The sequence below is a fragment of the Streptosporangium subroseum genome (assembly GCF_900188345.1).
Classification (GTDB): domain Bacteria; phylum Actinomycetota; class Actinomycetes; order Streptosporangiales; family Streptosporangiaceae; genus Streptosporangium; species Streptosporangium subroseum.
The window spans coordinates 65,773-86,201 of the sequence record NZ_FZOD01000043.1 but is presented as its reverse complement, the minus strand read 5'-3'; the positions used below and the strand labels follow the sequence as shown (position 1 = coordinate 86,201).

At 67.9% G+C, this 20,429-nt stretch carries 19 protein-coding genes; 9 read left to right on the top strand and 10 right to left on the bottom strand.

Translation table 11 applies throughout. The annotated features are described in order from the left end of the window. From CHC08_RS32300 to CHC08_RS32290, 3 genes are all read right to left on the bottom strand, one after another. On the bottom strand, nt 1-412 hold a 412-nt coding region (locus CHC08_RS32300; RefSeq protein WP_179282333.1), incomplete at its 3' end, for a carboxypeptidase-like regulatory domain-containing protein. A 141-nt stretch (nt 413-553) separates the two neighbouring features. Beyond that, complete coding sequence (locus tag CHC08_RS32295) at nt 554-3,082, bottom strand: MFS transporter (RefSeq protein ID WP_218825595.1); 2,529 nt, start codon at nt 3,080-3,082, stop codon at nt 554-556. A gap of 509 nt (nt 3,083-3,591) precedes the next feature. Next, complete coding sequence (locus CHC08_RS32290) at nt 3,592-4,806, bottom strand: amidohydrolase (RefSeq protein WP_089211166.1); 1,215 nt, start codon at nt 4,804-4,806, stop codon at nt 3,592-3,594. Nucleotides 4,807-5,275: 469 nt separating this feature from the next. Between CHC08_RS32290 and CHC08_RS32280 the strand changes: the two genes are divergently transcribed. Then, on the top strand, nt 5,276-6,577 hold the full coding sequence (locus CHC08_RS32280; protein ID WP_218825594.1) for a ThuA domain-containing protein: 1,302 nt from the start codon (nt 5,276-5,278) through the stop codon (nt 6,575-6,577). A 65-nt stretch (nt 6,578-6,642) separates the two neighbouring features. Here the strand turns inward: CHC08_RS32280 and CHC08_RS32275 are convergent, their stop codons facing one another. After that, on the bottom strand, nt 6,643-7,797 hold the full coding sequence (locus tag CHC08_RS32275; protein WP_089211164.1) for a hypothetical protein: 1,155 nt from the start codon (nt 7,795-7,797) through the stop codon (nt 6,643-6,645). Nucleotides 7,798-7,895: 98 nt separating this feature from the next. Here CHC08_RS32275 and CHC08_RS32270 point away from each other — a divergent pair, with 98 nt between their 5' ends. Genes CHC08_RS32270 through CHC08_RS32255 form a run of 4 tightly spaced genes read left to right on the top strand, consistent with a single transcriptional unit; the run spans nt 7,896 to nt 11,505 of the window. Further along, nucleotides 7,896-8,852 (top strand): ABC transporter ATP-binding protein, encoded by a 957-nt coding sequence (locus tag CHC08_RS32270; RefSeq protein ID WP_089211163.1) that lies wholly within the window; start codon nt 7,896-7,898, stop codon nt 8,850-8,852. Between the two features lie 3 nt (nt 8,853-8,855). After that, on the top strand, nt 8,856-9,596 hold the full coding sequence (locus tag CHC08_RS32265) for an ABC transporter permease (RefSeq protein WP_089211162.1): 741 nt from the start codon (nt 8,856-8,858) through the stop codon (nt 9,594-9,596). 33 nt (nt 9,597-9,629) lie between these two features. Then, nucleotides 9,630-10,880 (top strand): sensor histidine kinase, encoded by a 1,251-nt coding sequence (locus tag CHC08_RS32260; RefSeq protein WP_089211161.1) that lies wholly within the window; start codon nt 9,630-9,632, stop codon nt 10,878-10,880. Next, the gene (locus CHC08_RS32255; protein ID WP_089211160.1) at nt 10,873-11,505 is read left to right on the top strand and encodes a response regulator; all 633 of its coding nucleotides are present in this window, start codon (nt 10,873-10,875) and stop codon (nt 11,503-11,505) included. Before CHC08_RS32260 ends, CHC08_RS32255 begins: the two co-directional genes overlap by 8 nt. A gap of 93 nt (nt 11,506-11,598) precedes the next feature. On the opposite strand, the gene CHC08_RS32250 is transcribed toward CHC08_RS32255, so the two are convergent. Beyond that, nucleotides 11,599-12,405, bottom strand: a complete 807-nt coding sequence (locus CHC08_RS32250) for a ubiquitin family protein (protein ID WP_089211159.1) — start codon at nt 12,403-12,405, stop codon at nt 11,599-11,601. 277 nt (nt 12,406-12,682) lie between these two features. Beyond that, nucleotides 12,683-13,516: an aldo/keto reductase gene (locus tag CHC08_RS32245; RefSeq protein WP_089211158.1), complete on the bottom strand. Its 834-nt coding sequence runs from the start codon at nt 13,514-13,516 to the stop codon at nt 12,683-12,685. Nucleotides 13,517-13,657: 141 nt separating this feature from the next. Here CHC08_RS32245 and CHC08_RS32240 point away from each other — a divergent pair, with 141 nt between their 5' ends. After that, the gene (locus CHC08_RS32240; protein WP_089211157.1) at nt 13,658-15,574 is read left to right on the top strand and encodes a glycoside hydrolase family 15 protein; all 1,917 of its coding nucleotides are present in this window, start codon (nt 13,658-13,660) and stop codon (nt 15,572-15,574) included. A gap of 293 nt (nt 15,575-15,867) precedes the next feature. Here the strand turns inward: CHC08_RS32240 and CHC08_RS32235 are convergent, their stop codons facing one another. From CHC08_RS32235 to CHC08_RS32220, 4 genes are all read right to left on the bottom strand, one after another. Beyond that, nucleotides 15,868-16,125: a hypothetical protein gene (locus tag CHC08_RS32235; RefSeq protein ID WP_089211156.1), complete on the bottom strand. Its 258-nt coding sequence runs from the start codon at nt 16,123-16,125 to the stop codon at nt 15,868-15,870. 412 nt (nt 16,126-16,537) lie between these two features. Continuing rightward, entirely contained in the window at nt 16,538-17,269 is a 732-nt protein-coding gene (locus CHC08_RS32230; RefSeq protein ID WP_089211155.1) for a phosphatase PAP2 family protein, read from the bottom strand. Nucleotides 17,270-17,425: 156 nt separating this feature from the next. Then, nucleotides 17,426-18,202: a phosphatase PAP2 family protein gene (locus CHC08_RS32225; protein ID WP_089211154.1), complete on the bottom strand. Its 777-nt coding sequence runs from the start codon at nt 18,200-18,202 to the stop codon at nt 17,426-17,428. A gap of 89 nt (nt 18,203-18,291) precedes the next feature. Then, nucleotides 18,292-18,675 (bottom strand): hypothetical protein, encoded by a 384-nt coding sequence (locus CHC08_RS32220; RefSeq protein WP_089211153.1) that lies wholly within the window; start codon nt 18,673-18,675, stop codon nt 18,292-18,294. A 184-nt stretch (nt 18,676-18,859) separates the two neighbouring features. On the opposite strand from CHC08_RS32220, the gene CHC08_RS32215 reads away from it, so the two are divergent. Genes CHC08_RS32215 through CHC08_RS32205 form a run of 3 tightly spaced genes read left to right on the top strand, consistent with a single transcriptional unit; the run spans nt 18,860 to nt 20,424 of the window. Next, on the top strand, nt 18,860-19,330 hold the full coding sequence (locus tag CHC08_RS32215; protein WP_089211152.1) for a GAF domain-containing protein: 471 nt from the start codon (nt 18,860-18,862) through the stop codon (nt 19,328-19,330). A gap of 45 nt (nt 19,331-19,375) precedes the next feature. Beyond that, a complete protein-coding gene (locus CHC08_RS32210; protein ID WP_089211151.1) occupies nt 19,376-20,083 on the top strand; it encodes a GAF and ANTAR domain-containing protein in 708 nt (235 codons plus the stop codon). Further along, a complete protein-coding gene (locus CHC08_RS32205; RefSeq protein WP_089211150.1) occupies nt 20,080-20,424 on the top strand; it encodes an STAS domain-containing protein in 345 nt (114 codons plus the stop codon). Before CHC08_RS32210 ends, CHC08_RS32205 begins: the two co-directional genes overlap by 4 nt. The last annotated feature ends 5 nt before the right edge of the window (nt 20,425-20,429 follow it).

The following is a 20,429-nucleotide window of genomic DNA, read 5'->3' as shown; positions in this document are numbered from 1 at the left end:
CGGTGAACCTTCCCTGCACGCTGGACAGCCCGAGGTGCTGCGCGGTCGCGGCCACCTTCGAATGAGCGGGATCGATGGTCCACACGCCGGGCGGCGGCAGTTCCACACCGCCCTGCCGGGCGAGCACGAGGACGCCCAGCTCGGCGGTGCCGGACGTGGTCGCGATCGCCGTCGAGGCGATGGGTGAGTAGCCGACCGCGGTGACGACGACGGTGTAGACGCCGGGCGCCAGCGGAGCGGTCATCACCGCGCCCTCGGCGTCCGCCTCGGCCCGCACGACCTGGTTGCCGTACCCGTCGGTCACGGTGATGATCGCGTGCTGTACCGCCCAGCCGTCTTTGGTTCGCACCAGGGCATGCAGGCCGCGCCGCTCCGAGGGGGCGCTTTCCGTGGCCTGAGGGCTGGTGTACATGGTGATCCTGCTTTCACTCGCTTACTGGGTGACTGCGCCCGGGATGTCGGGCGCCTCGCCGTCGGGTCGCGGTGCCGGGTTTCCGGTTGCCGGACCCGCCGGGCCGGTCCCTTCCGTGGACGCGGCCCGGCGTACCCGAGGTCATTCCGGATGGCCGAGCCAGAGGTCGTGCCCGTCGTCACCCTGCCCGGTCAGGTTGAGAGTGCTCGCCACGGGCGGGTACCCGGTGGCGATGACGGTGTACTGACCGCCCGTGAGGTCGGCGAAGGCGTACTCCCCGTCCTCGCCGGTCGTCGCCGTGCCGATGACGTTGCCCGCCGCGTCGAGCAGCGTGACCCGGGCGTCGGCGAGCGGGCCGTCTCCGTTCTTGACACGGATCGTGCCGCGGACCCGGGCGCCGGGCAGCAGCTCGATGTCCTGCCTGGTCTGGCCGGTTCCGACCTCGACCGGCACCGCCACCGGGCGGTGCGCCCCGGCGCTGACCGCGAGGGTGTAGGTCCCCGCGACGACCCCGCCGAAGGCGAAGACGCCGTCCGCGCCGGTCACGCCCGTGGTGACCACCTCTCCGCGCACGTCCGTCACGATGACCATCGCCTGTGCCACCGGCGTGCCTTCCGCGTCGCGTACGGTGCCGGTGAGCTTGCCCGAGCCCGTGAGCATCAGGTCGAACTCCAGCGGCTTGTCGCCGACGACCAGGGTCGCGACCTGAGGGTCGTGCTCGCCGGCGGAGGCGATCAGGACGTACGTGCCGCTGCCGGGGGTCCGCAGGCTGTATGAGCCGTCGGCCTGCGCGACCGCACGACCGATCTGGTGGCCCCGTACGTCGATCAGGGTGAGGGTGGCGTGGCCCACCGGCGTTCCGTTGTCGCCGCGGATGAAGCCGCGGATCCCGCTGCCGCCGTACTGCGACTCCGTCGCGTACGCCGTCTCCTGGGTCGGCAGACCTTGGGATGACGGGCTCTGGAACGGCAGGCCCTGGGCCGGCGTCTGGGCGGCGGCGAAGCCGTTGAAGCTGTTCTGGCGGTCTGCGCCCACGGGGAGGAGCTCCTGCGGGTTGCGGTTGGCGTGGCGCCCGGAGATCACGCCGTTGGTCGAGGGCACGTCCGCCTCGACGGGAAGCGGCGCGCTGTCGGAGGTCCGCAGCGGAACCTCCTTGATGAAGAGGATGGCGATCAGGGCCAGAAGCGCCGTGGGGGCGGCGTACAGGAACACGTCTCCGACGCCGTCGCCGTACGCGCTCTGGACGACCGCGCGCACCGGGGCGGGGAGCGCGGAGATCACGGGGATGGAGCCGTCGCTCACGGAGTTGTGGATGCCCAGCCTGGCCAGGCCGTCCTCCGTGTACTGCATGATCCGGTTGCCCAGGACGGCACCCAGTGCCGAGACGCCGATCGCACCGCCGAGCGTGCGGAAGAACGCGACCGACGAGCTGGCCACGCCCAGCTCGCTTATCTTCACCTGGTTCTGGACGGACAGGACGAGGTTCTGCATGGTCATGCCGACGCCTGCGCCCATGGCGAACATGTAGATCGCCAGGAGCCAGTACGGGCTGTCATACGCCAGCGTGCCGCCCAAAAGTCCCAGGCCGGCGGTGAGCAGGACAGCGCCGCTGATCAGGAAGATCTTCCATCGGCCCGTCCGGGTGATGATCTGTCCCGTGATCGTCGACGACAGCGCCAGGCCGGCGATCAACGGCAGGGTCATGAGCCCGGCCTTCGTGGGCGTCTCCCCACGAGCCAGCTGGAAGTACTGGCTGAGGAACGTCGTGGCGCCGAACAGTCCGACACCGACCATGAGGCTGGACACCACGGCCAGGCTGATCGCCCTGTTACGGAACAGCCACAACGGGATGATGGGCTCGCTGGCCTTCATCTCCGCGAGGATGAAAAGCAGGGCCAGCACGATCGCGCCGCCGACCATCGCCCCGGTCTGCCACGACAGCCAGTCGTACTTGGTGCCGGCGAAGGAGACCCAGATCAGAAGCAACGACACCGAGGCGACGATCAGCAGGGCCCCGGCCCAGTCGATCTTGACCTTGCGCTTGAGCACCGGGATCTTGAGCGTCCTCTGCAGGACGATCAGCGCCAGGATGGCGAAGGGCACGCCGACGTAGAAGCACCACCGCCAGCCGAGCCACGAGGTGTCCACGATGACGCCGCCGATCAGCGGCCCGGCGACGGTGGCGAGGGCGAAGACCGCACCGAGATAGCCCGCGTAGCGGCCCCGCTCACGCGGCGAGATCATCGCGGCCATGATGACCTGGACCAGGGCGGTGAGACCGCCGGCGCCGAGGCCCTGGATGACCCGGGCCGTGATGAGCATCGCGGGATTCTGGGAGAGGCCGGCGATCGCCGAGCCGATCACGAAGATGATCAGGCCGAGTTGGACCAGGAGCTTCTTGCTCATCAGGTCGGCGAGCTTGCCCCAGATGGGGGTGGAGACGGTGGTCGCGAGCAGTGTCGAGGTGATGACCCAGGTGTAGGTGGTCTCGCCCGCGTGCAGGTCGGAAATGATCGTGGGCAGTGCGTTCGACACGACGGTCGACGACAGGATCGCCACGAACAGGCCGAGGAGCAGTCCCGACAGCGCTTCCAAGATCTGCCGATGCGTCATCGGGGCAGCCGAATCAGGTGCCGCCTCCCGCGCCTCGGCCGGTACTGCGGTTGTCATCGAAGTCCTTTCACTGTCTGAGCCGTGCGGGGGAGATACGGGACGTCCTTCGGTGACATGACCGCCTCCACATGGTTGCCTAAGGCAACTATATATAATTGCCTCGGGCAACCTTATGGAGGGTATGTGATTCGATGTCCAGTCTGAGACCGGGGTCGGTCGCGAGGTGGGGGAGAGCGGGCCGGTATCCCCTGCCCGGGGATGCTCGGGCCGCACGTCAGGCCCATGGTGCGGGCCCCCGCGCCCGGTGATGTTCCGGCGTGCGTCGGGCCCACGGTGAAGCAGCGAACCGGGCCTCGCCGTGCCCGGTGATGTTCCGGCGCACGTCAGGTCCATGGTGAAGCAGCGAGCCGGGTCTCCCCGTGCCGGGGTGATGTTCGGGGGCGCATGATCAGGCCCGTCGCGAAACGCGGAGTCCCGAAACGGAGGGGAGCCGTCCTCGCGAACGCGGAGTCCTGAAACGCGGAGGGGAGCCGCCCTCGGGACGGCTCCCCTCGCACGCTTGAGGATCAGGCCTCGCGGTAGTAGGGGTCGGCGACCTCGCCCTCACCCTTGTCCGCCGAGAAGCTGTAGACCTCGCGGCCCTCGATGAACACCCGGAGCGCGCGGCTCATGATGTCGAGCGGGTCGCCCGACCAGATGACGACATCGCCGTCCAGTCCCGGCTTCAATGACCCGACCCGGTCGTCCAGGCCCATGATCTTGGCCGGGTTCAGCGTGATCGAGCGCAGCGCGACCGTGGGGTCCAGGCCCTCCTTGATCGCCAGGGTCGCCTGGTGCACGAGGAAGTGGATCGGCACGACCGGGTGGTCGGTGGTGATCGCCAGTTCGACGCCGGCGCGGGCCAGGATGCCGGGGTTGCGCAGCGACCGCTGACGCAGCTCCACCTTCGACCTGCTGGTGAGCAGCGGGCCGATGATCACCGGAATGTTCTTCTCCGCGAGCACGTCGGCGAGCAGGTGTCCCTCGGTGCCGTGGTTGAGCACCAGACGGTAGCCGAACTCGTCGGCCAGCCGCAGGGCCGTGGCGATGTCGTCGGCCCTGTGCGTGTGCTGGCACCACGGCAGCTCGCCGTCGAGCACCCGGACGAGGATCTCCAGCGTGTTGTCGCGGTCGAACGGCTTGCCCTCGCCCTGGGCGTGCTCCCGCTTGGCCTTGTAGTCCTGTGCCTTGACGAACGCGTCGCGGATCACCGCGGCCACGCCCTGCCGGGTGGAGGGCAGCTTCTTCTGGTCGCCGTAGACACGCTTGGGGTTCTCGCCCAGCGCGCTCTTCACGCTCACCGGCTCGCGGAGCAGCATGTCGTCGACCGTACGGCCCCAGCACTTGACGGCGACCGTCTGCCCGCCGATGGGGTTGCCCGAACCGGGCTTGATGACGGCGGTGGTGACGCCGCCGGACAGGGCGTCGGCGAAGCCCACGTCGGCCGGGTTGATCGCGTCGAGGGCGCGCAGCCGGGCGCCGTTGGGGTCGGTCATCTCGTTGGTGTCCTGGCCGGCCCAGCCCTCGGCCTCCTCGTGGACGCCGAGGTGACCGTGTGCCTCGACAAAACCGGGCAGCACCCACGAGCCGCCCGCGTCGATCGTCGTGACGCCCGCGGGCACCGTGACCTCGGCGTCGGGGGCGACCGCCACGATCTTGCCGTCCTGGATCAGGACGGTGCCGCCGTCGATCGTCTCGCCGTCAACGGGGACGACAAATCCATTGGTAATAGCGATGTTCATGGAATGCAACTTATCGATACCCTGCCGTACTGGTACAAGAGGGGCAATCGCCCAAATATGTGTTTTTTCGCATCAAAGGGCTCATCGGACTCCTGACGCATGAGCTCGTGGTCCACGCGCGGTAGCCGGCGATGCCGGGCGGTCAGGTCCTCCGCGGTCAGGCACCCGTGGGACGGGGGCCGTCGTTCGGCGACCTCGATGCCGTTGCGCGTGATGCGATAGACCTCGCCCGCCTTCACCGCGTCCGTAGCGGTTGACCTCTCCTCGATTTATGAAAGAAACTTGACAATTAGATTTAACAGAACTTGAATTAAGCCCGACAAGAATCGCCCATGTGGCTTACCGAAATGCCGGCAGGCCCGGTTGTCGTCATGCCCGTAGGCAGGACGGGTTCCGCTGTCATGCGGTGATGTCGTCCATCACGAGATAGAGGGCTACCTACATGACCAGGGACAACATGGTGGGCACAATGCGGACATGGATGCGGTTGATCGCCCTGTTCGCCGTCGCGATAGGCCTCACGGCCATCCCGGCCCACAATGCCGCCCAGGCGGCGGCCGCCCCGAGCTTCAAGGTGCTCGCCTTCTACAGCGGCACCTGGGACGCGGCCCACATCAACTTCGTGCAGGACGCCAACAAGTGGTTCCCACAGGCCGCCGCGCAGAACAACTTCTCCTACACCTCGACCAACAACTGGAGCCTGCTGAACGCCAGTAACCTCCAGCAGTATCAGGTGGTGCTCTTCCTGGACGACCTGCCCCAGAACGCCGCCCAGCGATCGGCGTTCGAGCAGTACGTGCGCAACGGCGGAGGGTGGATGGGATTCCACGTCTCCGCGTTCAACACCGACCCCCAGAGCTGGTCCTGGTACCACAACGAGTTCCTGGGCACCGGGGCGTTCAAGTCCAACACCTGGGGTCCCACCTCGGTCACCCTGCGCACGGAGGGCGGAACCCACCCCTCCACCGCGCGGCTTCCCGCCACCTTCACCTCCTCGATCAGCGAGTGGTACAGCTGGAACAACGACCTGAGGAACAACCCGAACATCAAGATCCTCGGGTCCATCGACCCGTCGAGCTTCCCCGTCGGAACGGACCCCAACCAGTCCTGGCGTAGTGGCTACTACCCGATCATGTGGACCAACAAGAACTACAAGATGCTCTACGCGAACTTCGGCCACAACGACATGAACTACAGCACCAACACCGGACTGTCGTCCACCTTCTCCAGCGAGGTGCAGAACCGGTTTGTCATCGACGGCCTGAAGTGGCTGGGCGGAGTGAGCACCACTCCCACCCCGACGCCCACCCCCACTCCCGACCCCACGGACCCCATCTCGCCGACCGCTTGGTACACCCTCGTCAACAGCGGAAGCGGCAAGTGCGTGGACGTTCGCGCGGCGGCCACGACCAGCGGCGCCGCGATTCAGCAGTACGCCTGCAACGGCACCCTCGCGCAGCAGTTCCAGGTCCAGCCGACCAGTGGCGGCTTCGCGCGGATCAACAACCGCAACAACGGCGCCCAGTCTATCGACGTGACCAACGTCTCCCTGGCCGACGGCGCTCCCCTCCAGCAGTGGACGTACGGCGGCGGCAACAACCAGCAGTGGCAGGCGGTCTCCGAGGGCGGCGGCAACTACCACTTCGTCAGCCGACTCAGCGCCAAGTGCATCAGCGTGCCGAACGCCTCGACGGCCGACAGCGTCCAGCTGGTGCAGCGCACCTGCGACAACACCGCCGCGCAGTCGTTCCGGCTCACCCGGCAGTCTTAATCCTGAGCTTCCACAGGAACGGGGACCATCGCCGCCCCGGCGATGGTCCCCTTCCGTTCGGTCTGCTAGAGCATTCCCGGTAGGACGGAGAGGTCATGAGAGCCGGTCTTCCTCAGCTCCCTGGCCCTGCCGGTGTGGACGTTCACCGCGTAGAGCTTCGGCGTGACGCGGTCGCCCAGCTTGGATGATCCGGGTACGGTGCGCACGGTCACCTCCGTGTCGCTCACCCAGGCACCCAGGTCGCGGATGACCTGCTCCTCCGGGATGTCCTCGACCGGCACCGGCGGCCTTTCGCCGCCGCCGACGGCGTCAAGCACGATGATCTCCCGGGAGAACGGGCCCGTGGTCCGCCCGGAGGCGGCGCCGAGCCTGACAAGGGTGCGCCCGTCCGGGCCGAGGGCGCTGAACTGGCGCGTGGAACTCTTGATGGTGATCGGCTTGTTGCCCAGAACCCAGATTTGGGTGGTCTTGCCACGCCACTTCGTCAGCGTGACCGGACTGCCGCCGTCGCCGACGCTCAGGGGAAACCAGTCGGCACCCAGGGTGGTCGTCCTGCCCGTCTCCATGTCGACCAGGACGCTGGACCACGTGGACCCGTTGCCCCAGCGCGCGTGGATCAGGTGCAGGCCGTCGGGGGACAGGCGTAGGACGTGACCGCCGTCGAGGTCGCTCTCTCCGATTTTGAACGGCGCCTTCCAGATCCGGCCGCTCGCGAGGTCGCGCACCTCGATGGCCCGCTGCTTCTCGCTGTAGTAGGCGATCCGCCGGCCGTCCTGCGTGATCGTCACCGGACCGATCACGCGCTTGGAGTCCGCGAGCGCGAGGCCCATGGCCTCGGTGAGTTCGTAGGTCGCACCGGAGGCGGTGGACACCCGCCACCGGCCGCCGTCGCATGCCTTGGAAGTGTCGGTCGGAAATCGGCACGGAGCGGAGTAGGCGCGGATCAGCGGGCCGACGCCCTTCTTCGGCAGCGGGGGAACGGTTTCGGGGACAGCGGGAACGGTCTCGGGGACAGTCGTGAACACGACGGGCCTTTCGGCGTGCGGGGCGCCGTTGACCAGGACGGTCGTGCCGCCCGTCACCACGGCCACGGCGGTGGCGACCGTCAGTGCCATCGTGCCCGCGCGCCTGCGCCTCGCACCCCTGATGGCACGTTCGGCCAGATCGACCGGGGGAACCTCGTCGGCGATCCCGTGCAACTCGTCGCGGAGCAGGTTCATAGGTGCACCTCCGTCGGTACGTCTCAACCGATCGGTTGAGACGGTTCCGAGCGCGATGGGCGATGTGCCGGACAGCTGTTCACCGGGATTCTCAAGGTATGGCGATTATCGAAGTCAGCGGGCTGCGCAAGGCCTACGGGGGCAGACCCGTCGTGGACGGAGTGTCCTTCTCCGTGGAGGAGGGCGAGATCTTCGGGATCCTCGGCCCGAACGGCGCGGGCAAGACGACAACCGTGGAGTGCGTCGAGGGACTGCGCGTGCCCGACGCCGGCACGGTCCGGGTGGCCGGTCTCGACCCGGTCGCCGACCACGAGCAGGTGACCCGGATTCTCGGCGCTCAGCTGCAGGAGAGTGAGCTGCAGGAGAAGCTCACCGTGCGCGAGGCGCTGGAGCTCTACAGCGCCTTCTACCCGAAACCGGCCGACTGGCGGATCCTCGCCGAGCGGCTCGATCTCACCGACCGGCTCACCGCCCGCTTCGGCAAGCTCTCCGGCGGCCAGAAGCAGCGGCTGTTCATCGCGCTGGCGCTCATCGGCAACCCCAGGGTCGTCGTGCTCGACGAGCTCACCACGGGCCTGGACCCGCGGGCCCGCCGCGACACCTGGAAACTGATCGAGGACGTGCGGGACTCCGGGGTGACCGTCCTGCTGGTCACCCATTTCATGGAGGAGGCCCAGCACCTGTGCGACCGCGTCGCCGTGATCAACACGGGCAGGGTCGCCGCCCTGGACACCCCGGCGGGCCTCATCGGCCGCTCCGCGCACTCGACCGTCATCTCGTTCACACCCTCGCGGCCACTCGGCGACGATGATCTGGCCACCCTGCCCGCGGTCGCCACCGTGGAGCGCAAGGACGGCCGGCTGGTCATCAACGGAACCAACGAGACCGTCAACGCGGTGCTCTCACTGCTCGCGCGGCATGGGATCACCGCTCAGGAACTCCGCGTCGCCGACGCCACGCTGGACGCCGCGTTCCTCGACCTCACCGCGGGCCCCACGGCCGGTCTCACCACAGGCCCAGAAGCGACAGCAGATCTCACCCAACAGGAGTCCTGACAGATGTCCGCATCCACCGCCGTGCTGAAGTCCGAGGCCCGGCTCTTCACCCGTGAGCCCGCGGCCCTCTTCTGGGTCATCGCCTTCCCGACCCTGTTGCTGACGATCCTCGGCCTGGTCCCGTCCTTCCGGACGGCCGATCCGGCGCTCGGCGGCCTCCGGACCGTCGACCTGTACGTCCCCGTGGTCGTGCTCCTCGCCGTGATCATGGCCGGACTGCAGGCCATGCCTCCCGCCCTCACCGGCTACCGGGAACGCGGCATCCTGCGCCGCATGTCGACCACTCCGATGCGACCCGTGTACCTGCTGGCGGCGCAGATCGTGCTGAACGGCGCGGCCGCCCTGGGCTCGGCGATCCTCGCGATGGCCGTGGGCCGCCTCGCCTACGGGGTGGAGCTTCCCCGGCAGCTCCTCGGTTACGTGCTGGCACTGGTCCTCGCCACGCTCGGCGCGCTCGCGTTCGGAGCGACGATCACCGCGCTCTCACGCACCACGAAGATCTCCAATGCCGTCGGCATGGCCGTCTTCTTCCCGGCGATGTTCACCGTGGGTGTCTGGGCGCCGGTCCAGGTCATGCCGGACCTCCTGCAGCGCATCGTCGGGTTCACCCCGTTCGGGGCCGCCGCGCAGGCGCTGAACCAGGCGGCGGCGGGCGACTGGCCCAGCTGGTCCCATCTCGGGGTCACGGCACTGTGGACTGTGATTCTGATCGCTGTTGCGGCACGCTGGTTCCGGTGGGAGTGACGGGACATATCAGGACAAGGAGAAGCCGAGCGGATGGCAAGTGACACGACGGCCGAGAGCTGGGGAGACCGGTTCTTCCGCTGGGGCCCGTACGCCCTGCTGGGCCTCGGCACGCTGCTCGGGGCCGCCACCGCCGGCCTGTTTCTGATGACCCGTGGTGAGAAGTACGCGACCGGGTCACTCATCGTGGCCGCGCTCGTCCTGCACCTGTGGTGGAACAGGACGGGTCCCGGCCGGCCCGAGCACAACGCGGCGGGCCGGGCCTACTACGTCGTACGGTTCGCGCTCGGTTTCGCGCTCACCTGGCTGAACCCGTTCTTCGCCGTCTACGCGGTGCTCGGTTATTTCGACGCCGACCGGCTGCTGCCGCGCCGTCAGATGTACGCCGGAATGTTCGCCACCGCCGTGACCATGGCGGGCTCGCAGTCCGGTGGCCTGCCGCCCGCCGGGGGCCTGCAGTGGGTCGCCTTCGGCGCGCTCTTCGCGCTCAACGTCGCGCTCACCTTCGTCTTCGCCGACATCAGCCTCAAGGATGCCAAGCGCGCCAAGGACAAGGCCGCCACCATCACGGAGCTGGAGCTCGCCAACTCCCGTCTCGAGCAGGCCCTGGAGGAGAACGCGGGGCTGCACGCCCAGCTCCTCGTCCAGGCCCGCGAGGCGGGCGTCAACGACGAACGCAGGCGCCTGGCCGCCGAGATCCACGACACCATCGCGCAGGGACTGGCCGGCATCATCACTCAACTACAGGCGGCCGTCGACAGCGCCGACCCGGGGGCGGCCCACGACCACGTCGAGCGCGCCGCGACCCTCGCCCGCCACAGCCTGGGGGAGGCCCGCCGCTCGGTCCAGGACCTCGGCCCCGGTGCGCTGGAGCACGACACGCTTCCCGATGCCCTGAAGAACATCGTCGAGACGTGGTCGGACTCGATGGGCGTACGGGCCGAGTTCACCGTCACCGGCACCGTCGAGCCGCTGCACGACGAGATCGAGGCCACCGTGCTCCGTATCGCCCAGGAGGCCCTCGCCAACGCCGGTCGGCACGCCCGCGCCAAGCGGGTCGGCGTCACCCTCTCGTACATGGACGACGAGGTGAGCCTGGACGTCCGCGACGACGGCGGCGGCTTCAATCCGTACGCGGCGCTCCAGCGCGAGACCGGCCGCGGCTTCGGCCTCGGCGGCATGCGCGCCCGCGCCGAACGCATCGCCGGGACCGTCGACATCGAGTCCGAGCCGGGACACGGCACGGCCGTCTCGGCTCGCGTACCGTTGGTGCGTCATGGCTGAGCGCACCATCACCCTGCTGATCGTCGACGACCATCCCGTCGTCCGTGACGGACTGCGCGGCATGTTCGCGGCGTCCCCCGACTTCGAGGTCCTCGGCGAGGCCGCGGACGGAGCCGAGGCGGTTGTGCTCGCAGAGATCCTCGACCCCGACGTGGTCCTGATGGACCTGCGGATGCCCGGCTCCGGCGGGGTCGCCGCGATCGCCGAGCTGACCCGTCGCGGCCTGCGCTGCAGAGTGCTCGTGCTCACCACCTACGACACCGACTCCGACACCCTCCCCGCGATCGAGGCGGGCGCCACCGGTTACCTGCTCAAGGACGCGCCGCGCGACGAGCTCTTCACGGCCGTACGGGCGGCGGCCGAGGGCAAGACGGTGCTGTCACCCGCCATCGCCTCACGCCTGATCTCGCACGTGAGGACGCCGGGCAACGAGCCGCTCAGCACCCGGGAGCGCGAGGTGCTCGCGCTCGTCGCCAAGGGCACGTCGAACCGTGAGATCGCCGCCGTGCTGTTCATCAGCGAGGCGACCGTCAAGACCCACCTCACCCATCTCTACGGCAAGTTGGGGGTCAAGGACCGGGCCGCGGCCGTCGCGGTCGCGTACGACCGCGGCATTCTCGGCTGACCCTCACCGATCGGCGAGCGCCGACGCGCGCACCGGCCTCCTCGGTCTTCAGGCCGCTGCCGGAGGGGCCGGTCTTCATCGACGAGGAGTGCCTCAGAACAGCCAGTCCAGCAGCCCGCCCTTTTTCGGGGGATCGCTGGGGCTCGGGTTTCCCGCCGAGGTCGGCTCCTGGGTTGGCGTGGAGCTCTCGGCCGGAGGGGCGCTCTCGCTCGGTTTCGCCGTTTTTGCCGGTTGCGTCGACGAGGGCGCGGGCCTGGTCGGGGTCTCCGGCTCGGGGTCCAGGTTGAGGGAGCTGCTCTCCTCCCGCTGTCGCGTGGGGCTCGGCTTCGGCGGGGGAGTGCTGCTCCGGGTCACCGTCGGACGGGGATCCGAGGTGCGGGACTCCCGGACGCGGGGGACGGTCGTCGGCTTGACGGTGACGGTCGGCTCGACGGACGGGTCCGTCGTCTCCGCGGGCAGGGAGGCCGGCGACTCCGAAGGCTGCTCAGGATGCTCGGCCGTCGTGCACTGGGCGCCCGACGCGCACGAGGTGCCGGGCGTCGTGCCCGTGGAGGACATCATCCATCCGCTCGCAAGCCCGACGATCACGATCCCGCCGACGGCCGCCAGGAGCAGCCTGCTCTTGCGCTTGCCCCTGTGGCGACGCTCGTCAGGGAGATCGAGATTCTCTCTCCACCCCGACCCGAGAAAACTACGGACCTGCGCGGAGTCCTGGGCGCCCGTGGGCGCGTCCACCCTGTTGAACTCCGAGGTATCCCGATACTCGTCAAGGTGGACGATTTTTCGCGATCCGTCGGGGCTGATGATCTCCCGGGATCCGTCGAGGTGGAGGATCACCCGGTCGCCGACGTTCGGAACGGGCTCCTGAGCGGTTTCCTGAATCCACTCATCCGACAGCATGTCGCCCGTGGGATGGTGATCGATCCCTCGCTGGGGCTCGGGCCCGAGCGGACCCGTCTGCTCGCCGGGACTCTCTGCTTTTGGTTCCTGATTGCCGTCGCGCCCCACGATGAACCTCTCTGACGTGAACCTGGTCGGGCATCTTACTAGCAGACTCGACAGTGATTTGTCCGAAAAGTTCACTCAGAAATAGGGATCAAATGGCTTTTCCCGGCACGAGAGGTGGCGGCGAGGGCGCTGACGGGCCCCGTACGTCACGGGGTGGCGAGGAAATGGTTCAGAGCATCTCCAGGGGTCGTGGCCCTGGTGGCGGCGAGAAAACCGCGTCCAGCTCGTTGAGGTCCTCCTCGGTGAGGCGGATGTCCAGAGCCGCCTGGTTCTGCCCTACGTGCTCCGGCTTTCCGGCCTTGGGGATGGCGATGACATCGTCGTCGCGCAGCACCCAGGCGAGGGCCACCTGGGCCGTGGTCGCCCGATGCCGGGCGGCCACCGCGTTGAGCGAGGGGTGGCCGATCAGCCGGCCCTGCTCGATCGGCGAGTAGGCCATGGTCGGAATGCGGTGTTCGCGGCACCAGGGCAGCAGGTCGTATTCGATGCCGCGCCGGGTGACGTTGTAGAGGACCTGGTCGGTCTGTACGGCGCCCCCACCGATGAGGGCCGCGAGTTCCTCCATGTCCGGGAGGTCGAAGTTGCTCACGCCCCAGCTCCGGATGTCGCCCCGGGCCGTCAGCTTCTCGAAGGCCACCAGCGTCTCCTCCAGCGGGGTGGGCCCCCGCCAGTGCAGCAGGTAGAGATCGAACCAGTCGGTCCCGAGGCGGCGCAGGCTGTCCTGGCAGGCGGTGATCGTGCCTTCGGTCGTGGCGTGGTGCGGCAATACCTTGCCGACGAGGAAGACCTCGTCACGGAGACCGGCGATCGCCTCGCCGACGAGCCGTTCCACGCTGCCGCCGCCGTACATCTCGGCGGTGTCGATCAACGTCATGCCGAGCTCCAGCCCGAGGCGCAGCGCCGTGATCTCCTCCTCCCGGCGCGAGGGATCCTCAGCCATGTGCCAGGTGCCCTGGCCGAGGGCCACGACTTCCTCCCCGAACGGAAGTTTGATCATGCGCATGGCGGACCTCCTGAGGGGCGACTCCCTGCCAGGCTACGCTCCCCCCGAGACCGATTTGTTATCCAGAGGGGCTCTCGGGGTCGCGGCCGATTCGATCAGCGGTGAGCGTGCCTAAATGGGAGTCGAGGGTAGAAAAGTCGCATGACAGCCGAATCACCGGTGGGCGCCTTTTCCGGTTCCTCGCTCTTTCCGCCGATCGCGGACTACGGCTTCCTGTCCGACTGCGAGGTCAGCGCCCTGGTCGCGCCGAGCGGAAACGTCGAGTGGCTGTGCCTGCCACGGATGGACTCGCCCAGCGTGTTCGCCGCGATGCTCGATCGGGATGCCGGAGGCTTCCGGATCGGTCCCGCCGACATCAGGGTCCCGGCCGCGCGCCGATACCTCCCGGGCACCATGGTGCTGGAGACGAGCTGGGGCACGCCGACCGGCTGGATCATCGTCCGCGACCTGCTGCTCATGGGCCCCTGGCATCACGACGAGGAGCTCTCCCAGACCCACAGGAGGGCGCCGACCGACTACGACGCCTCCCACGTGCTGCTGCGTACGGTGCGCTGCGTCAGCGGGGAGGCGCAGGTCGCCCTGGACTGCGAGCCGATGTTCGACTACGGCCGCAGACCGGTTCGCTGGGCCTACACGGAGCGGGGCTACCACCAGGGCCTCGCGAAGGCGGACGGGCAGGAACTGGAGCTCATGCTCACCACCGACCTGCGACTGGGGTTCGAAGGCGGCAGGGCGACCGCGCGTACCCTGCTGCGCGAGGGAGACACCCGCTTCTGCGCGCTGACCTGGACCACGCACGAGCCGCCCTACACCTTCCAGGACGCGTACGCCCGGCTCGTGTGGACCGCCCACCACTGGCAGCACTGGCTTGCCAGAGGCGACTTCCCCGACCATCCCTGGCGCGGCTTCCTGGAACGCAGCGCCCTCACGCTCAAGGGGCTGACCTTCGCCCCGACCGGCGCGCTCGTCGCGGCGGCGACCACCTCCCTGCCCGAGGTGCCGGGCGGAAGCCGCAACTGGGACTACCGCTACACCTGGATCCGGGACTCGACCTTCGCCCTCTGGGCCCTGTACACGCTCGGGTTCGACTGGGAGGCCGACGACTTCTTCTGGTTCATCGCCGACATCACGGAGAGGGACGAGGAGCTGCAGATCATGTACGGCGTCGACGGCGAGCGCGTCCTGGAGGAGCGCATCCTCGATCATCTCGAAGGGTACGAGGGAGCCAGGCCCGTCCGGATCGGCAACGCCGCCTACCGTCACCGCCAGAACGACGTCTGGGGAGCCGTCCTCGACTCCTTCTACATCCACACCCGGACCAGGGAACGCCTGGACGAGCGAATCTGGCCGATGCTGAGGCGTCAGGTCGAGGCCGCCCTCAAATACTGGCGGGATCCCGACCGCGGCATATGGGAGGTGCGCGGCGAACCCAAGCACTTCACCTCATCGAAGGTCATGTGCTGGGTGGCGGCCGACCGGGGTGCGCGGCTCGCCCGGCTCCGCCAGGAACTGGACCTGGCCGGTCGCTGGCAGGCCGCCGCCGACGAGATCCACGCCGACGTCTGCGCCAACGGCGTCAGCGAGCGCGGAGTCTTCAGGCAGCACTACGACACCGATGCCCTGGACGCGTCGCTCCTGCTCATCCCACTCGTGCGTTTCCTGCCGTCGACCGACCCCAGGGTCCGCGACACCGTCTTCGCCATCGCCGACGAGCTGACCGTCGAGGATCTGGTCCTGCGCTACAGGACGAAGGACACCGACGACGGCATGGCCGGGGAGGAGGGCACCTTCACGATGTGCTCGTTCTGGCTCGTCTCGGCGCTGACGGAGATCGGGGAGTACGCCCGCGCCCACAGGCTCTGCGAGAAGGTTCTCTCCTTCGCCAGCCCTCTCGGTCTCTACGCCGAGGAGATCGATCCTCTCAGCGGGCGCCACCTGGGCAACTTTCCCCAGGCATTCACCCACCTCGCCCTCATCAACGCGGTCATCCACATCATCCGGGCCGAACGGGGCCGGTTGATCACACCCAAGTGGCCGGGAACCGTGCCGGAGCCATGACGACGGCGCGTGGACACGCCGGTTCGAGCAAGCCGTCTCGTCGGACCTCTTCGTCCGAGGCGTCTGGCTAAGCTCCAGATTATGAACCGTCGAGTGATTGCCATCGTGGTGCTTATCGGCCTACTCGGAACGAGTGGCCTCGCCGTGGTCGCGGCGTGGGGATTGTCCGGCTGACCCGCTGAACCCACGCTGCCGGCGACATGACCCGCGGTCGGCGGGTCGATGGAGGGGTCGAGCTGCCGCGCGCAGGCCCCCCGACCCACGGCAGCTCCCGACTACTCACCGGGTGTCTCTCAGGCGCCCGCCATCACGCCCTGGTTCGCGGGCTGCTGCTCGCCCTGCTGCGGCTGCCGGTGCGTGCCGGACTCCACGGACGGTGCGGCCTGCTGTGCGGTCTGGGCCGTCTGCGCGGCGGGCTGCTGCGCGGAGGGGGGACAGGTGCAGTATCCGTTGCTCACGATGAGACGCCCTCGCTGAATGGTGTAGGTGCGAGAGTCGGTGGCGGGCAGTACGCCCGTGCAGGTATGGCAGACAACGGACTGACGATCCATGGACCGGCTTCCTTCCTAGAGGGTAGCCGTCGAACGCGTCTGGGTCCGGCCGGCTGGCTGCTCTTCCCCATATGGGAGAGTTGAATCTCCCTATCGAGGTTTCTATCTTACTTCGTAGCATAGGGCGATCATCGGGCTACCTGAAGTGACGGATGTGAGGCTTGATTCTGGTGGTTCCTACCGTCTCATGCTGAGCCGGGCCGACGATAGCCGCCGTCCGTCTCCTGCTTTTCCGCGTCGCTGAGTTGTTCGGGTGCCCGGGTCGATGACCGGAACTCGTCCATCGTGCTCCAGTCATCTGCGTGCACGGGTGTATTTCCTTATTTACGCGCCTTCGAATCTAGACCGGTCCAAGCGTACACATGATCGAAAACGCGGCTTTCGCACGAGGGTGACCAGCGGTGACGCCCGATCACCGTTCGGAGACGGGCCGCGGAGATCGCGGAGATTCCCGCGTGGCGGCCTTCTCCTTCTTCTCGCTCACCACGGGCCGGAACAGCAGCGCGTTGGCGGCCACCGCGATGCAGACCGCGCCGAGCAGGAGACCCCAGCTCACGTCGCTCAGATGGTGCATGCCGCGATACATCCGGGAGTATGCGATCCCCAGTGGGATCGCCAGACCGATCGCCCACCACAGCACGTTGAGAATCTTGAACCGGTGGGTGTGGACGGTCAGCACCAGGGCGACGCCGCAGTAGAAGGCGACCGCGGCGCTGGTGTGCCCGGAGGGAAAGCTGGAGGTGGGGGGTGCGGGGTCGAGGTGCTGGACCAGGGGACGCTTCCGCTGGGCGAAGACGGTCGCCAGCAGGAAGATGGCCGACTGGGAGAAGACGGCCAGCGTCAGGAAGATCGACTCGTTCCAGCGCTTGAATGCCAGCCGGAAGACGATGATGAGCACCACGGTGGCGATGATGATCGTCGGCATGTCCGAAAACGAGGTCATCCTGTCCGTGGCGTCGTTCAAGAACGCCGTGCGGTCGGTGACCAGCTGTTCGTTGACCCCCTCGTCGTTCGCGATGAGGGTGGTCGTCTGCAGGACCTGGGTGATGAGCAGCCCGACGCCGATCGTCAGGGCGGCCATGAGGGCCAGGGGGAGCAGGATGAGGCGTGCCGCGCCTTTGACGTCGATCGACAATTTAGACATGGCGCGCGAGCTACCCTCAATCCGGCTCTCAGAACGCCTCGGGCCCCGCCAATACGGCGCCCAGAACGCCTTGGGCTCCGCCGATACGGCGCCCAAGAACGCCTTGGGCTCCGCCGATACGGTGCCCAGAACGCTCCGGAATCCATCACGTGACTCTCAGAACGCCTCGGGCTCCATGCCTTCCTTGAGGGGCTCGGCGGGCCTGCGGCCCTCGCCTCTGCGCCAGGCCTCGAATCCGATCGCGGCCCCCACGACGACCACGATGCCCAGGGCGACGCCCGCGACCACGTCGCTGACCCAGTGGACGCCGAGCGCCACCCGGCTGTAGGCGACGAACACCATGATGGCGCCGGCGACGAGCCAGGCGATGATCCGGGCGGCCCAGCTCTTCAGGGAGGGCAGCAGGATGAGCATGAGGATGCACACGCCGAGTGCCGCGCCCATCGCGTGCCCGGACGGGAAGGAGGCGCCGGGCGCGGAGGCCACCGGGTCCGGCAGGTCGGGCCGGGCGCGGTCGACGGCCGCCTTGACGGCCAGGTTGAGCAGGCCGCCGAAGGTGATGGTGGCGACCGCCCAGATCCCCAGGCGCGGAGCTCCCCGGTACCAGAGCCAGATCCCGGTCAGTATCACCAGGACACGCCAGGTCCAGGGTCCGAACACCTCGGTCCCTATGCTCAGGAAGTTCGTGTAGCCCGGGTCCGCCACCGCGTGCGCGTGCAGCTGAAGGGCGATGCTCTCGTCGAAGTCGCTCAGCGGGGTGAACGAGGTCTTCACGAGGATGAGCAGGATGACAAACGGCACGGTGAAGAGCGCGACGGCGACCGCCGCCAGCGTCAGCCGTACACCCAGCCGCCGGTCCGCGGCCTGATCATCCGCGGCCTGGCGACGCGAGAACCGATCTGACGAAGAGTGACCATCGAGAAACCTGAGCATCGTTTATGGCTACCCGATTACTCGCGGATATGTCTGCGGGCAACGGCGAGTCCTCGGGCGGCCCTTCAGATAACCTCTCAGGTGGCCCCTCAGGCGGCACGGCGGGTGTCGCGCCGCGTGGTCCAGCGCAGGACGTCACAGTGACGCTGCTCGGCCTCGGCGAGTGCGTCCTCGCCGGCGTAGGAGTCGAGGACGGCTCGCAGGTGGGGCATCTGCTCGGTGACGTCGGCCCACGCCTGCGCGGGGTCGCCCGCACCGAGCTCGATCAGCGCGTCCAGATGCGCGGCGTAGGCCGTCCACCACTGGCGGCTCAGCTCCGCCAGAAATCCGCTCAGCCCACCGAACTCCCGCTGGATCTCGTCCGCCCACCAGGGCGGCACGGTGACGTCGCCGGTCTCCGAGAGATCCCGGAGCACGACATGCACGAAGGTGCGACGTCGGCGGACGATGGCGGAACGTGACGGCATGTTCATGCGTCCACTCTGTCGATCTTTGTTTGCCGAATGCTTAACGATGTATTGACGGCGATATGTGGCCTTAGCTGGTGATCAACGTCGTGCACGGTTTGGCCGGAGTCATCGAGCAGCACTAGTCTTTGAACGAAGCTCATTCCGCCTTGTGTCCGCGGAGCTACCTCAGCATGTAGGAAGCCCGCTCATGACCCAAGTTCTCGAATTATCTCGGCTCGTCGAGCGCACACTCAACGCTCTGGCGGACGTTCTCGGCGCCGATGGTGCGGCGCTCATGCTCTTGGACGACCAGAACCGCCTGCGTGCGGTCGCCGGTTCCGACGACGACGGCAGACGACTGGAGCTGCTCCAGGAGCAGATCGGGACCGGACCGGCCATCGAGAGCCTGACCCGCGGCGTGGACGTCGCGGTCAACGACCTCTACGCGGCACGCCCCTTCGGTTTTCCCGGCCTGGCGGCGGGCGTCTCCGGAGTTCGCGCGGTGCTCTCGGTTCCGTTGCGAGTGGAAGAACAGCTGATCGGCACCCTGAATTTCTACGACCGTATCAGTCATGAATGGCAGCCCGCGAAAGTTCAGACAGGAGAAGGTCTCGGCCGGCTCATGGTGATGGTCCTGCAGACCCTTGCCCATAATTCTCCTATTTCTGGGAAGTCGTAGTGCGCACGTCAAGTAACCAGGCCGACGCTGAGAGGCGCCCCACATATGACTCACATTGATCCGGATGCGCTGGTCGCGAGCCTGAGAAGGGTTCAGACGTCCTCGTCCACGACGGGCATAGTCCAGCAGCTGGAGCGGGCTGTGGGTGTCGTGGACACGCTGTTCGGATACTCCGGTGCGGGTCTGATGTTTGCGGAGGAGGGCAAGGATCTGCGCTACTTGGTAACCACCGACGACCGGGGGCGCAGCCTTGAGGGGGCCCAGCTTCATCTCGGACAGGGGCCGTGCGTGTCCGCCTACGCGGAGAACACCGCGGTGACCTCGACCGACGTTCAGGTGGATCCACGCTGGCCGAAGCTCGCCGACCGGCTCCATCCCGAGGTGCGGGCGGTCGCCGGCGTGCCGGTACGGCTCGGCGGTGATCCGGTGGGCACGCTGAACGTCTACCAGTCCAAGCCCTACGAGTGGGACGAGTCCGACGTCCAGGCCCTTTACGGTTACGCCGACGTGATCGAGCAGCTTCTCACGGCCGCGATGGCCGCGGAGGAGAAGAGCGCCCTGGCCGAGCAGCTTCAGTACGCGCTCGACTACCGGGTGGTCATCGAGCGGGCCATCGGCTACCTGATGGGCAAGCACGACCTCACCGCCACCCAGGCCTTCACCGGCCTGCGCAAGCAGGCCAGGGACAGCCGCCGCCGGGTGGCAGACCTCGCGGCCGAGGTGCTGGGAGAAGGAGCGGGCGAAACGCGGTGATCCTGCTCACGTCGCCGGAGATCGCCACGGACGGGACGGAGATCAGTGTTTACGGCGATCTGGATGTCATAACGGGCGTCGAGCTGCGACGCGTCATCGGCGCCCTCACCGCGGTGAGGCTGGAGCTCGACCTGGCCCACGTGACCTTCCTCGACTGCGCCGGCGTCAGGATCCTGCTCTGGGCCGACGAGCGCGTGCGCGACCTGGGCGGCTCGATGATCATCCTGCGGCCGTCGGACCTGGTCCTGCGGCTGCTCCGGCTGCTGGAGCTCGATCAGTGCCTGGTCATCCGGCAGTCCGGAGGTGCGGTTGGCACCGGTCGCACCGCGACGGGGGACTAACCTGG